Source organism: Aeromonas sp. WP2-W18-CRE-05 (genome assembly GCF_014168615.1).
In the GTDB taxonomy this organism is placed as follows: domain Bacteria; phylum Pseudomonadota; class Gammaproteobacteria; order Enterobacterales; family Aeromonadaceae; genus Aeromonas; species Aeromonas caviae.
The window spans coordinates 689422-702977 of record NZ_AP021917.1; the positions used below are offsets into that span (position 1 = coordinate 689422).

The window sequence follows — 13556 nt, forward strand, 5'->3', positions numbered from 1 at the left end:
ACAGTTGTACTGTACTGGATTTGTTGATGGGTTTGTGCACGGCTTCTGGTTATAATTTTGGCCTTCCCGAGCGTTGATGGAACAGTCGCAATGAGCAATGCACTGAGCAGTATTCCGCCGGTAGTCGAGATGGACTACCCCTTCCCGGCCAAACCACAGCCCCTGACTCCCGAGCAGAAGGCGACCCTGATCGCCGAGATCAAGGTGCTGCTGCAGGCGCGCCAGGCCGTGCTGGTTGCCCATTACTACACGGATCCCGAGATCCAGGCCCTGGCAGAAGCCACCGGTGGCTTCGTGGGTGACTCCCTGGAGATGGCTCGCTTCGGTCGCGACCATGCGGCCCAGACCCTGATCGTGGCCGGTGTGCGCTTCATGGGAGAGACCTCCAAGATCCTGAGCCCCCACAAGCGGGTGCTGATGCCGACGCTGGAGGCCGAGTGCTCCCTCGATCTGGGTTGCCCCATCGACCAGTTCTCCGCCTTCTGCGATGCCCACCCCGATCACATCGTGGTGGTCTATGCCAATACCTCGGCAGCGGTGAAAGCACGGGCCGACTGGGTGGTCACCTCCAGTATTGCGCTGGAGATCGTCGAACATCTGGACAGTCAGGGTCACAAGATCATCTGGGGCCCGGATAGACACCTCGGCGCCTACATCGAGAAGAAGACGGGGGCCGAGATGCTGCGCTGGCAGGGGCACTGCATCGTGCACGACGAGTTCAAGGCCAAGGCGCTGCGCGAGCTCAAGGCCCAGAACCCGGATGCCGCCGTGCTGGTGCACCCGGAGTCTCCGGCCTCCGTCATCGAGCTGGCGGATGCGGTGGGGTCCACCAGCCAGCTCATCAAGGCCGCCAAAGAGCTGCCCCAGCAGAAACTGATCGTGGCGACCGATCGCGGCATCTTCTACAAGATGCAGCAGGCATGCCCGGAGAAAGAGATGGTGGAAGCGCCCACCGGCGGCGATGGTGCCACCTGCCGCAGCTGCGCCCACTGCCCCTGGATGGCGATGAACGGCCTGGTGGCCATCAAGGAAGCCCTGACCGACGGTGCCGAGCGTCACGAGATCCATGTGGATGAGGCACTGCGTCTCAAAGCGCTTGTCCCGCTCGATCGCATGCTGGATTTCGCCGCCGAGCTCAAGCTCAAGACCCAGGGCAACGCCTGATCGTCGCTGATGGCAAGATGCAAAGAGGGCTCCCGCGGGAGCCCTCTTTAATTTATCCGTCAGCCGTATCGTCAGATGATGACGGTGGAGAAGCTGTGCTCCTCGTCGGGCGCGACGGTGATCCCGTCCTCGGCGGTGATGGCTGCCTCGACACAGAGCATGGTGCGATAACCGTCGTCACTCATGTCGGCCATGGCGCTGGCCCCTTCCTGCCAGGGGGTCCAGACCACCACGCTGTCGTGGTTGCCGCTGACCACCCGGGTGGTGCGCTCACCATCCTGCACGCTGACCATGGCATCGGGCTGGCGGTAGATGCGATCCATGGCTGCGGTGACGGTCAGCGCTCCCTGTTGCAGTTCGTTGCGGCCGGTCAGCTTGTCCAGATAGGGTTCGCCGAGGCCGGTCACGGTTACCGCTTCCGGCGCACTGATCTGCAGGTAGGTGTGCAGGGCGGCATTGTAGGTGAGCGCTGACTTGCCGGTGTTGCGGGTGGTCAGCACCAGGGAAAGCTCCTTGCCGACCAGTACGTCCAGCTCCAGCTCGAAGGCATGGGGCCAGAGCGTCCTGCTGGCATCGTTGTCACGCAGGGAGAGGTGGACGAGTGTGCCATCCCCGTGATCGGAGACCCCATCCAGCGTCCACAGGCAGTTGCGTGCGAAGCCATGAGCCGGCTTGCCGCTGCCAACGCGAGCGGGGGAGGGGCCGAACCAGGGCCAGCAGAGGGGAATGCCGCCGCGAATGGGCTTGCTGCCATCCAGTATCGCCTTGTCGCTGAGCCAGAGAGAGGCCGGCTCACCATGGCGTTGGTAACGCAGCACATGGGCGCCAAACAGGCTTATCTCGGCCCTGGCGTGCTCATTGTCTATGGTCAGCAGGGGCAGGCCATCCTGGCTCAGGGTGCAGTGGGCAGTCAGCGTACGTGTCGGTGTCATAAAGGCTCCAGTGCTCGGGGACATTCAGAAAGGGTCCGTGATTCAGAATACAAAAAGGCGGCCATTGGCCGCCTTTTTTCAAGCTACGCGATTGCGCATCCCAAATTACTTGGAGATGTGAGCGATCAGGTCCAGAACCTTGCTGGAGTAGCCCATTTCGTTGTCGTACCAGGAGACGACTTTCACGAAGGTCTTGTTCAGCTGGATACCAGCCTTGGCATCGAACACGGAAGTCTGACGCTCACCCAGGAAGTCGGTGGAAACCACTTCGTCTTCGGTGTAGCCCAGCACGCCCTTCATGGCGCCTTCGGAGGCAGCCTTCATGGCCTGGCAGATTTCAGCGTAGGACGCTTCTTTCTTCAGGTTGACGGTCAGGTCAACAACGGACACGTCCGGAGTCGGAACGCGGAAGGCCATGCCGGTCAGCTTGCCGTTCAGTTCCGGGATGACCACGCCAACAGCCTTGGCAGCACCGGTAGAGGACGGGATGATGTTCTGAGCCGCACCGCGGCCACCGCGCCAGTCTTTGGCAGACGGACCATCAACGGTCTTCTGGGTAGCAGTGGTAGCGTGAACGGTGGTCATCAGGCCGGATTCGATACCGAAGGTATCGTTCAGAACCTTGGCGATGGGGGCCAGGCAGTTGGTGGTGCAGGAAGCGTTGGAAACGATGTCCTGGCCAGCGTAGGAATCCTGGTTGACGCCCATGACGAACATCGGGGTAGCGTCTTTGGACGGACCGGTCAGTACGACTTTCTTGGCACCGGCAGCGATGTGCTTGCGAGCGGTTTCGTCGGTCAGGAACAGACCGGTTGCTTCGGCAACAACGTCAACACCGATTTCGCCCCATTTCAGGTTGGCCGGGTCACGTTCAGCGGTAACACGTACGGTTTTGCCGTTGACGATCAGGTTGCCGTCTTTGACTTCAACAGTGCCCTTGAAGCGACCGTGAGTGGAGTCGTACTTCAGCATGTAAGCCATGTAGTCAACGTCGATCAGGTCGTTGATACCAACCACTTCGATGTCAGCACGCTCAGCGGCCAGACGGAAAACGAAACGACCGATACGGCCAAAACCGTTAATACCTACTTTGATAGTCATAATTGGTTACCTAACTGTTCAGTAGTCAAAGAAAATTCCGTTTGTAAATTTACTAGAACTCCCTCGCGAGTCAACCAACAATCTGCGCGAAATTGCGCTATATCATGAAAAACTGTGAAATTTATTTTCGGTTTATGTAACTGGCTACCAACTTTTGTTGAATGCATCATCAGCAAAGTCGGTGGCAGAGAACAACAATAGTGCCTGCCCGGTCACACATCCAGCCGGGGAGATATGTAAAAATGTGCGCGGTTTAGCATGGCCAAAGAGCCACTGTTCAAGTACCAACCATAAAAATTAATCACAAAATAGCGTAGACAGAATCCACAGCGGGAATTCTCAAACTATGACCACCCTGATTGAACAGCTGGCTGCCGCCAAAGGCATTGCCAGTGAGTATGTTGATGCCTGGGGCCAGCCGGCCCTGGTATCGGAAGAGAGCAAGGCCGCCATGCTGGGCGCCATGGGCTACCGCGTCGACGACGAGGCCGCCCTGTCCGAACAGCTTGAGCAGGAGCACCGCCAGCACTGGCTGCGCGCGCTGGATCCCGTGATGGTGGTACGCAGCGGCGACGCCGTTACTCTTGAGGTTCGCCTCCCCATCGAATTCGTCAACGATGCCCTCACCTGGCAGCTCCAGCAGGAGCAGGGTGCAGTGCTGTCCGGTCAACTCACTCCCATCGAGGGTGAGCTGGTCGGGGTGGCCGAGTTCGAGGAGATGGAGTGCCAGGCCTATCGCGTCACCCTGGATGTGCAGCCTGCGCTGGGTTATCACCAGCTCATCCTGCTGGAAGAGGGCAATGACGAGCCGCTGGCCACCATGCGTCTCATCGTTGCCCCCAAGTCCTGCTACAAGCAGGCGCCCATCGCCAATGGTCGCAAGGTGTGGGGCCCGAGCGTCCAGCTCTACTGCCTGCGCAGCCGCCACAACTGGGGCATCGGCGATTTCAGCGATCTCGGCCAGCTGGTTGAGAATGCCGCCGCCTGGGGAGCCCACTTCGTCGGTCTCAACCCCATTCATGCCCTCTATCCGGCGAACCCGGAGAGTGCCAGCCCCTACAGCCCCTCTTCCCGTCGCTGGCTCAACGTCGCCTATATCGACGTGGAAGCGGTGCCCGAATTCCTGGGCAACGATCGCCTGAAAGCGGAGGTGGCGAGCCCGGCCTTCCAGCAGCACCTCACCTCCCTGCGGGTCAAGGACAACGTGGATTACACCGGCGTCATCCAGACCAAGATCGGGATGCTGCGCCAGGTGTTCGACCAGGCCAGCTTCAGCGCCGAGCGTCAGGCTGCGTTCGATGCCTTCGTGGCTGCCGGCGGTGACAGCCTGCAACAGCAGGCAGCGTTTGACGCCCTGCAGGCCCACTTCTATGCCAAGGGCGAGAATGCCTGGGGCTGGCCGGTCTGGCCCGAGGCGCTGCGCGATTACCACAACCCCGAAGTGGCGGCCTGGATGGCCGAGCACCAGCAGGATGTGGCCTTCTATCTCTATCTGCAGTTCCTGGCTGACGAGCAGTTGGCCCGGGCCGATGCCCGCGCCAAGGCCGCCGGCATGGTGATGGGGATCTACCGGGATCTGGCGGTCGGCGTCTCCGAAGGCTCCACCGAGATCTGGGCAAACCGGGATCTCTACTGCCCGAAAGCCTCGGTCGGTGCACCGCCCGACATCCTCGGCCCCCTCGGCCAGAACTGGGGCCTGCCCCCCATGAACCCGAACCAGCTGTTCGAGGCCGCCTACCAGCCCATGGTGGATCTGTTCCGTGCCAACATGCGCTCCTGCGGCGCCCTGCGCATCGACCACGTGATGGCCTTGCTGCGCCTGTGGTGGGTGCCGCCCGGAGAGTCCGCCGCCAAGGGGGCCTACATCTATTACCCGGTGAACGATCTGCTGGGGATCCTGGCCCTCGAGTCCCACCGCAACCAGTGTCTGCTGATCGGCGAGGATCTGGGGACCGTGCCGGAGGGGATCGACGTGACCCTGAAAGAGAACGGCGTCCACTCCTACAAGGTGTTCTTCTTCGAGCGTTCCAAGGACGATGGTGGCTTCATCTCCCCGGCTCACTACGCCGAGCAGGCGATGTCGGCGCTGACCACCCACGACATGCCGACCCTCAAAGGCTTCTGGCACTGCGACGATCTGGCGCTGGGACGCGAACTGGGCCTGTACCCGGATGAAGACGTACTCAAGACCCTGTATGCTGATCGCCACCAGGCCAAGCAGCGGATCCTTGACAGCCTGCATGCTCATGGGGTCATCTCTGGCAATATCAGTCACGACGTGAACTGGGTCGGCATGAATACCGAGCTCAACCACGGTCTGCAACTGCACATGTCCCGCGGCAGCTGTGCCCTGTTCAGCACCCAGCTCGAAGACTGGCTGGAGATGGACAAGCCGGTCAACGTGCCGGGTACCAGCTACGAGTACCCCAACTGGCGTCGCAAGCTCTCCCGGGATCTGGAGGATATCTTCGCCGACGAGGCGCTCAAGAATCTGGCGGGCAAGATGAGCCGGGCCCGTGACGAGGCCAGCCGTTGAGCCTTGAACGCCAACATGTGACTCACTTTCATCCGCTTCGGCTTCGGCCGAAGCGGATGTTCAGCCATCAAAGGAAATGTCGATGCCCGTTGAACGTTTGGTTGCCGCCCGCTGTGCCGATCCCTTCTCCCATCTAGGCCTGCTGGCCAATCCGGATGGGCCAGGCCTGAAACTCACCGCCTGGTTGCCCGATGCACTCGAGGTCCGGGTCAGGGATCTCAAGTCAGGCAAGATAGTTGCCACCCTGACCGCCGCTGACGAAGCGGGCCTCTTTGAAACTGTTTTCACCCGCCGCAAGAATCCCTTCCCCTACCAGCTCATCGCGACCTACGCCGACGCCAGTGCCGACATCATCGACCCCTATCAGTTCCAGGCTGCCGCCTGGGAAGGGTTGGCGGAACTCACCTGGCAACCGGAAAACCTCTACCACACCCTCGGCGCCCAGTTGCGCACCGTGACGCACCTCGGCCAGCAGGTGGAAGGGGTACGCTTTGCCGTCTACGCGCCGAGCGCCACGGCGGTGAGCCTCATCGGCGATTTCAACTTCTGGGATGGCCGCCGTCACCCCATGCAGCGCAGCCAGTGCGGCCACTGGGTGCTGTTCGTGCCGGGGCTCAAGGCCGGGGATCGCTACAAATTCGAACTGAAAGACCCGGCGGGCAACCGCCTGCCCCACAAGAGCGACCCGGTAGGCTTCTACAGCGAGCAGTACCCCTCGTTCGCCTCCGTGGTCTATGACCACGGCCAGTACCAGTGGCAGGACGCCGCCTGGCGCGAGAGTCAGCTCAATGACAAGCGCGAGCAGCCCCTCTCCATCTACGAGCTGCATGTGGGCTCCTGGAAGCGTCACTCCAACGGCGACAGCCTGAGCTGGCGCGAGCTGGCGGTGGAACTGGTGGATTACATCAAGGAGATGGAGTACACCCACATCGAGCTGCTGCCGGTCTCCGAGCACCCCTTCAGCGGCTCCTGGGGCTACCAGCCGGTGGGCATGTTCTCCCCCACCAGTCGCTACGGCACGGCTGACGATTTCAAATACTTCGTGGATCAGTGCCACCAGGCGGGGATCGGCGTGATTCTGGATTGGGTGCCCGCCCACTTCCCGTCCGATGCCCACGGCCTGGCCCGCTTCGACGGCACGCCGCTCTACGAGTACGAGGATCCGCGCCGTGGCTGGCACCCGGACTGGAACTCCTACATCTATGACTTCGGTCGCGACACCGTGCGCCAGTTCCTGGTGGCCAGCGCCCTGTTCTGGCTCGACAAGTTCCACATCGACGGCCTGCGGGTGGATGCGGTCGCCTCCATGCTCTATCTGGATTACTCCCGCAACGCCGGTGAGTGGGTGCCCAACGTCGATGGCGGCAACCACAACTACGAGGCGATCAGCCTCTTGAGGTGGACCAACGAGGAGGTGTACGGCAAGTACCCCCACGCCATGACCATCGCCGAGGAGTCCACCGCCTTTGCCGGGGTCTCCCGTCCCACCTTCCTTGGCGGCCTGGGGTTTGGCTTCAAGTGGAATATGGGCTGGATGCACGACACCCTCAGCTACATGCAAAAAGAGCCCATTCACCGTCGCTACCACCACAACGACATGACCTTCTCCATGGTGTACCACTATGACGAGAACTTCATTCTGTCCCTCTCCCATGACGAGGTGGTCCACGGCAAGCACTCACTGCTCTACAAGATGCCGGGGGACGAGTGGCAGCAGGCCGCCAACCTGCGCGCCTACATGGGCTTCATGTATGCCCACCCCGGCAAGAAGCTCAACTTCATGGGTACCGAGATCGCCCAGAGCAACGAGTGGAATCACGATGCCCAGCTGCCCTGGCACCTGTTGCAGTACCCCAGGCACGGCGGCCAGCAGCGGCTGATCCGGGATCTCAACCACCTCTATCGTCATGAACCTGCCTTGTATCAGGCGGATTATGAACAGGCCGGTTTCCGCTGGCTGGATCACCAGGACGCGGACAACAGCATCTTCGCCTGGCTGCGGGCCGACAAGCTGGGGGCCCATCCGCTGGTGGTGGCCTGCAACTTCACCCCGGTGCCGCGCATCGGTTACCGTCTCGGGGTGCCGGCTGCCGGTCGCTATCGGGTGGTGCTCAACACCGACAGCGAGCATTACTGGGGCAGCAACTATGATGTGGGTCTGGTCTTCGTCGCCGAGGCGACCCCCTGGCAGGGGATGGCACACAGCCTGGTGCTGGACTTGCCGCCGCTCGCGACCTTGTTCATCAAACAGGAGTCCTGATGTTTGAAATGGAAAACGGGGTAGATCACCCGCTTGGCGCCCGTCTGGACGAGACGGGCTGCCACTTCTGTGTCTGGGCTCCCCAATCGGACAAGGTGGAGCTCTGCCTGTTCGACGACGAGGAGCAGGAGCTGGCGCGTCTCCCCTTGCCCGGTCGGCGCGGCCAGTACTGGTTCGGCCACGTGCGCGGGGTCAAGGCCGGTCAGCGCTATGGCTACCGGGTGCATGGCTCTCCCCAGGAGGGGTTGCTGTTCGACCCGGACAAGCTGCTGATAGACCCCTATGCCCGTGCGCTCAGCCGTGCCACCCACTGGGACGATACCCTCTACGACGGGGACAGCGCGGCCATGGTGGGCAAGTCGGTGGTGGTGGACGATGCCTTCGACTGGCAGGGAGTCGGCAAGCCCGGCATCCCGCCGGAGCGGGTCGTGCTCTACGAGACCCACGTCAAAGGGTTCACCCGCCAGCACCCCGGCATCCCCAAGGCGCTGCAGGGCACCTATCTGGGCATCAGCCACCCGCTGATGATCGAGCATCTGCAGGGGCTGGGGGTGACCTCGGTCCAGCTGATGCCGGTGGCGGCCTTCATGTCCGAGCCCAGGCTCGAGCAGCTGGGGCTGACCAATTACTGGGGCTACAACCCCATCGCCTTCTTCGCGCCCGAACCGCGCTACGGGGCGAAGGACGCGGTGACCGAGTTCAAGACCATGGTGCGCGAGCTGCACCGGGCGGGGCTCGAAGTGATCCTGGACGTGGTCTACAACCACACCGCGGAGTCGGGTTTCGACGGCCCCATGCTCTCCCTCAAGGGGTTTGACAACGCGGGCTACTACGCCTTCGAGTCGGGGGCCCACGGTCCGGATTACCATCGCCACGCCAACGTCACCGGCTGCGGCAACAGCGTCAATCTGGATCACCCCAATACCCTGCGACTGGTGCTCGATGCCCTGCGCTACTGGGTCACCGAGATGCAGGTGGACGGTTTTCGCTTCGATCTGGCGGTCACCCTGGCGCGGGAAGCGGGGGAGTTCGATCCCATGAGCGCCTTCTTCAAGGCCATGATGGCGGATCCCGTGCTGGCGCGGGTCAGGCTCATCGCCGAACCCTGGGACATCGGCCCCTTCGGTTATCGTCTCGGCCGGTTTCCGAGCCAATGGCTGGAGATCAACGATCGTTACCGCGACACGGTGCGCGCCTTCTGGCGCGGGGATGCGGGCAAGATGGGGGATTTTGCCACCCGTCTGGTGGGCTCGCGGGATCTCTTCCCGAAGAACTGGCGCTCCCCCCATACCAGCGTCAACTACCTCTGCTATCACGACGGCTTCACCCTCGAGGATCTGGTCTCCTACAACCAGCGCCACAACCAGGCCAACGGCGAGGACAACCGGGACGGTCACGGCAACAACCTCTCCAGCAACCACGGGGTGGAGGGGCCGACCCTGGACCCGCGCATCAACAACCTGCGCCAGCAGCAGAAGCGCAACCTGATCGCCACCCTGCTGCTGTCACAGGGGACGCCCCACTTCCTCGCCGGGGACGAGATGGGCCGCAGCCAGCTCGGCAACAACAACGCCTACTGTCAGGACAACCAGATAAGCTGGGTGAACTGGCAACTGCGCCCGGAGGACGAGCGGCTGCTCGCCTTCACCCGCCAGATGATGGCGCTGCGGGCGGAGTCCGGGGTCTTCTCCAACCTGCAACTGAGCGACGACGGCTGGAACGGCAAGGCGACCAGCTGCCACCAGGTGAACTGGTATCACCCGGACGGCCATCAGCTCACCGATCAGGACTGGCACGCCCCCATGGGGCAGGCGTTTGCCATGGACATCGGCATGATCGGCTGCACCGGGGAGCGCTGGTACGTGCTGTTCAACGCCAGCGACTATGACATCCAGTTCCGCCTGCCGCCGCCGGGGGAGGGCATGGAGTGGATCCAGACCATCGACACCGCCACCAACGACGGCCTGCCTTTCCTGCCGGACGACATCAAGCGGCAGGTGGCGGTGGGGCGTGCCCACTCCCTCAAGCTGCTGGAGCGGGTCGCCCTGCCGGCGGCGGTGCTGGCGAGTGAAGGGGTGGTGGCAGCGGATGTTGTCGCCGTGTTGCCAACGGGATCACAGTTCCCGCTGGCGGGGTAGAGCCAGGCGCCCTGACTGGGTATGCTGGGCACCGTTATCAGTGGTGAGGAGCCGGAATGAGCAGTAACAACCCTGAACAGTGGCGCGACAAGCTGAGTGCAGAGCAGTTCCACGTCTGCTGGGAGAAAGGGACCGAGCGTCCCTACAGCGGTGCCCTGCTGCACAACCGCAAGAGCGGCGATTACCACTGCGTCTGCTGCAAGCAGGTGCTGTTCCACTCAGGCGCCAAGTTCGACGCGGGCTGCGGCTGGCCCTCGTTCGACCGGGCCATCGAGGGGACGGTGACCTACACCGAGGACAACAGCCACGGCATGAAGCGGGTGGAGATCACCTGCAGCCAGTGCGGCTCCCACCTCGGCCACGTCTTCCCCGACGGGCCGACCGAGACCGGCCAGCGCTACTGCGTCAACAGCCTGAGCCTGGATTTCGAGCCCGACGCCTGATCCCCGACACGACCAGCGGCGCCTCCCTTCGGAGGCGCCGCTTTTTTATCTCCCCCTGTCAGGTGCTGGGCTATGCCAGCGGCAGGTAGATGTCGGTGACCAGCTCATGGGTGGGCACCTCGTGTACAAAGTTGTGGTAGTGGAAGAAGAGCGGAAAATCCCGCAGCTCTTCGCCGCTGGCGGGCAGCCAGTCGCGGTAGAGCGCCCGGGCGCAGTCGGCCAGGAGGTCGTGGGAGCCGTGGTGGCGTACCACGGCGCAGCGCCCGGCCGGGATGAGGGCATTCTTCACGCCCCACTCATTGTCCTCGGCGACGGGGGCCTCGACGCTGCCACAGAGGGTAAAGCGAAACGCCGCACCCTCCGTCGTGGCGGGGTCGTCCGGCGCCAGGCCATAGGTCCGGCTGGTGGCGACCGGGGAGCCGCCCGTGGCCTTGCGCCACTGGATGAAGCGCGCCGCGGTGTCGTTGATGCGCTCGGGCAGGCCCTGATGGGTCAGGGCGGCGACGGCGGTCTGCGGGAACTGGATGATGTCGACTCGCATGGGGTCAATCCTCTTGGTGGGGGGCCGTGGCAGGCAGCGATGCCAGCTGGCCCAGTCCGGCTGCTGCCTGAACTGGCTGGGCGTCAGGCCGAACGTCTGCTTGAAGGCGCGACTGAAAGATTCGCCATGCTGGAAGCCGGCATCGAGGGCGATATCAGTCACCTTGTCCAGAGGAGCGAATGCCAACCGGTAAGAGGCCCGCTTCAGCCGCAGCAGCTGGATGTAACGCCCCAGCGGCACGCCGCAGTAAGCGGCAAATTGCCGATGAAAGTGAAAGGGCGAAAAGTGCGCCACGGCGCTGAGCCGCTCCAGCGACAGGTCGTCGTCGAGATGGCGCTCGATGTGCTCTGTTACCGTTTGAAAGCGTCGGCGGTAGGCCTCTGTCTGGTTGTGATCCATGGTCTCTCCTCTGTGCTGCCCACTATCGGCCAACGGGCCCGAGCTGTCCTGACGGATCTTGCTCTCTTTGCCTCCCCTCGGGGAGAAGAGCCATGACCGACAGCCCGGCGGGCGCTGCCTGACTTGTCGCGGGTTCGTCAGGCCAGCAGCAGGGCTGCCCCCGTCAGCAGGGCGGCGAGGGGCAGAACGGGGAGCCGTGGCACCCGCAGCAGGTAGAAGCCGACGGCGGCCAGCGCCAGATCGGTGGGGGAGAGCACGGCGCTCTGCCACACCGGCTGATAGAGGGCCGCCAGCAGCAGCCCCACCACGGCGGCGTTGATGCCGGCCACGGCCCCCGCCAGACGGGGGCGGGCCAGCCAGTGCTGCCAGCAGGGGCCCAGCGCCCAGAGCAGCAAGAATCCCGGCAGGAAGAGCGCCAGGGTCGCCAGCAGTGCCCCGATGAGGGGAGTGGCGGGCAGCAGCACGGCGCCCAGGTAGGTGGCCAGGGTGAACATGGGGCCGGGTACCAGCTGGGCCAGGCCGTAGCCGGTCAGGAACTGCTGCTCGCTCAGGTGGTGACCCAGGCTCTCCTGCAACAGGGGCAGCACCACGTGACCACCGCCAAACACCAGGCTGCCTGCCCGGTAAAAGTCGGCCAGCAACTGGCTGACGGGGCCGCTCGCCACCAGGGGCAGGCCGACGAACAGCAGGGCGAACAGCAGCAGGGTCGGCCAGTGAGGCTGGCGATCCGGAGTGGACGCGAGGCCCTGACTCCCCGGGCGGGGCTCGCGCAGGGCACAGAGCAGGGCCGCGCCGAGCAGTATGGCGATCTGGGTCAGAAGCCCGGGGGCGCACCAGAGGGCGGCGGCGGTGGCCACCATGACCCCCTGTTGCAGCGCCGTCTTGCAGAACTGGCGGCTCATGGTGAGCACGGCATCCGCCACGACGACGAGCGCCAGCAGCTTGAGGCCGTGCAGGGCGGCGTCCAGCCAGAAGTTGCCCGCAAGCTGACCCAGACCGACGGCGGCCGCCAGCAACAGCAGGAAGGAGGGGAGGGTAAAGCCGACGAAGGCGGCCAGGGCGCCGCCGATGCCGGCACGGTGGCGGCCGATGGCAAAGCCGAGCTGGCTGGAGGCCGGACCCGGCAGCAGTTGGCACAGGGCCAGCAACTGGGCGAACTCCCCCTGGTTCAGCCAGCCCAGCCGCTGGACAAAGGTGCGCTGAAAATAGCCGATATGGGCGGCCGGCCCGCCAACACTGATGCATCCCAGCCACAAGAACTGCACGAATACCTGTCCCATCTTCCCCTCCTCGTCATCATCCTGGCCCGGATAATATGACAAAAAAGTGACATTTTGGTGACGGTACTCCCTCCCGCGCTGCCTGCCATCAACAGGGGCTGGCGGGGTGGCTGGTCGCCTCCGCCAGCTGACGAGAGGTGCCGGGGTGACGCGCAGCAGCCTGCCGGTGAGGGTCAGGGGGCAGGTTGTGCCTGGGGCAGGTAGCATTGTCCCGCCAGCCAGCAGGCGATGGACTGGCGACTGGCATCGAAGTGAGGCTCGGGCAGAGTGTGCGGGTCGCACCAGATCCAGCCCTCACACTTTTCCGGCTCCAGCAGTTGCGGCTCCCCGTCCACCTCTGCCAGCAGGGTGACCGAGATGTAGTGCAGGCCGCTCTCGCGCCAGGTCTCCAGGTTGTTGGTGACGGCGATGACGCGAGGCTGGCGGATGACGAAGCCGGTCTCCTCCGCCACCTCCCGGATGGCTGCCGACTCGAAGGTTTCCCCCAATTCCAGATGACCACCTGCGATGGACCAGTAGGGGGCATGGCTGCCCTTGCGCTTGCCAAGCAGTACCTGGCCCTGGCCATTGATGAGAATGACGCCGACACCGACGCGGGGATAGGGGGTAGACATAGGGGAGGCTCCTTGCTGAGACGGCGGGGTGCGCCAGGGAAAACGGGCCCACCTTAGGGGGGATGGGCCCGTTGCGCAAGCCGCCTGTTCAAGGGCGATCGGATGCCGATTTTCCATCGCTTAAACGGATGGGTCTGGCGACATTCTA

At 63.5% G+C, this 13556-nt stretch carries 10 protein-coding genes; 5 read left to right on the forward strand and 5 right to left on the reverse strand.

Translation table 11 applies throughout. The annotated features are described in order from the left end of the window. The first annotated feature begins 90 nt into the window (after positions 1-90). Entirely contained in the window at positions 91-1164 is a 1074-nt protein-coding gene (gene nadA, locus H7R73_RS03425; RefSeq protein ID WP_010672880.1) for a quinolinate synthase NadA, read from the forward strand. 71 nt (positions 1165-1235) lie between these two features. On the opposite strand, the gene H7R73_RS03430 is transcribed toward nadA, so the two are convergent. Next, positions 1236-2096, reverse strand: a complete 861-nt coding sequence (locus tag H7R73_RS03430; RefSeq protein ID WP_042015770.1) for a D-hexose-6-phosphate mutarotase — start codon at positions 2094-2096, stop codon at positions 1236-1238. A 105-nt stretch (positions 2097-2201) separates the two neighbouring features. Continuing rightward, positions 2202-3197 (reverse strand): type I glyceraldehyde-3-phosphate dehydrogenase, encoded by a 996-nt coding sequence (gap, locus tag H7R73_RS03435; protein ID WP_010672882.1) that lies wholly within the window; start codon positions 3195-3197, stop codon positions 2202-2204. A gap of 346 nt (positions 3198-3543) precedes the next feature. Between gap and malQ the strand changes: the two genes are divergently transcribed. The 4 genes from malQ (at position 3544) to msrB (ending at position 10574) form a co-directional block, all read left to right on the forward strand. Beyond that, positions 3544-5733: a 4-alpha-glucanotransferase gene (gene malQ / locus H7R73_RS03440; protein ID WP_010672883.1), complete on the forward strand. Its 2190-nt coding sequence runs from the start codon at positions 3544-3546 to the stop codon at positions 5731-5733. An 82-nt stretch (positions 5734-5815) separates the two neighbouring features. After that, positions 5816-7993 carry a 1,4-alpha-glucan branching protein GlgB gene (gene glgB, locus H7R73_RS03445; protein ID WP_103260809.1) on the forward strand — a complete coding sequence of 726 codons (2178 nt, stop codon included), beginning with the start codon at positions 5816-5818 and terminating at the stop codon, positions 7991-7993. After that, positions 7993-10131: a glycogen debranching protein GlgX gene (glgX, locus tag H7R73_RS03450; RefSeq protein WP_182951471.1), complete on the forward strand. Its 2139-nt coding sequence runs from the start codon at positions 7993-7995 to the stop codon at positions 10129-10131. Before glgB ends, glgX begins: the two co-directional genes overlap by 1 nt. Positions 10132-10187: 56 nt before the next feature. Further along, the gene (gene msrB / locus H7R73_RS03455; RefSeq protein ID WP_010672886.1) at positions 10188-10574 is read left to right on the forward strand and encodes a peptide-methionine (R)-S-oxide reductase MsrB; all 387 of its coding nucleotides are present in this window, start codon (positions 10188-10190) and stop codon (positions 10572-10574) included. A 70-nt stretch (positions 10575-10644) separates the two neighbouring features. Here the strand turns inward: msrB and H7R73_RS03460 are convergent, their stop codons facing one another. The 3 genes from H7R73_RS03460 to H7R73_RS03470 form a co-directional block, all read right to left on the reverse strand. Further along, positions 10645-11514 carry an AraC family transcriptional regulator gene (locus tag H7R73_RS03460; protein WP_103260807.1) on the reverse strand — a complete coding sequence of 290 codons (870 nt, stop codon included), beginning with the start codon at positions 11512-11514 and terminating at the stop codon, positions 10645-10647. A 137-nt stretch (positions 11515-11651) separates the two neighbouring features. Next, the gene (gene chrA / locus H7R73_RS03465; RefSeq protein ID WP_103260806.1) at positions 11652-12794 is read right to left on the reverse strand and encodes a chromate efflux transporter; all 1143 of its coding nucleotides are present in this window, start codon (positions 12792-12794) and stop codon (positions 11652-11654) included. 173 nt (positions 12795-12967) lie between these two features. Then, complete coding sequence (locus tag H7R73_RS03470; protein WP_048206916.1) at positions 12968-13408, reverse strand: nucleotide triphosphate diphosphatase NUDT15; 441 nt, start codon at positions 13406-13408, stop codon at positions 12968-12970. Positions 13409-13556: the final 148 nt, after the last annotated feature.

Coding starts and splice junctions, on each gene's coding strand:
- chrA (WP_103260806.1), bottom strand. CDS start 12,794: ATGGGACAGGTATTCGTGCAGTTCTTGTGGCTGGGATGCATCAGTGTT.
- nadA (WP_010672880.1), top strand. CDS start 91: ATGAGCAATGCACTGAGCAGTATTCCGCCGGTAGTCGAGATGGACTAC.
- H7R73_RS03470 (WP_048206916.1), bottom strand. CDS start 13,408: ATGTCTACCCCCTATCCCCGCGTCGGTGTCGGCGTCATTCTCATCAAT.
- H7R73_RS03460 (WP_103260807.1), bottom strand. CDS start 11,514: ATGGATCACAACCAGACAGAGGCCTACCGCCGACGCTTTCAAACGGTA.
- gap (WP_010672882.1), bottom strand. CDS start 3,197: ATGACTATCAAAGTAGGTATTAACGGTTTTGGCCGTATCGGTCGTTTC.
- msrB (WP_010672886.1), top strand. CDS start 10,188: ATGAGCAGTAACAACCCTGAACAGTGGCGCGACAAGCTGAGTGCAGAG.
- malQ (WP_010672883.1), top strand. CDS start 3,544: ATGACCACCCTGATTGAACAGCTGGCTGCCGCCAAAGGCATTGCCAGT.
- glgB (WP_103260809.1), top strand. CDS start 5,816: ATGCCCGTTGAACGTTTGGTTGCCGCCCGCTGTGCCGATCCCTTCTCC.
- H7R73_RS03430 (WP_042015770.1), bottom strand. CDS start 2,096: ATGACACCGACACGTACGCTGACTGCCCACTGCACCCTGAGCCAGGAT.
- glgX (WP_182951471.1), top strand. CDS start 7,993: ATGTTTGAAATGGAAAACGGGGTAGATCACCCGCTTGGCGCCCGTCTG.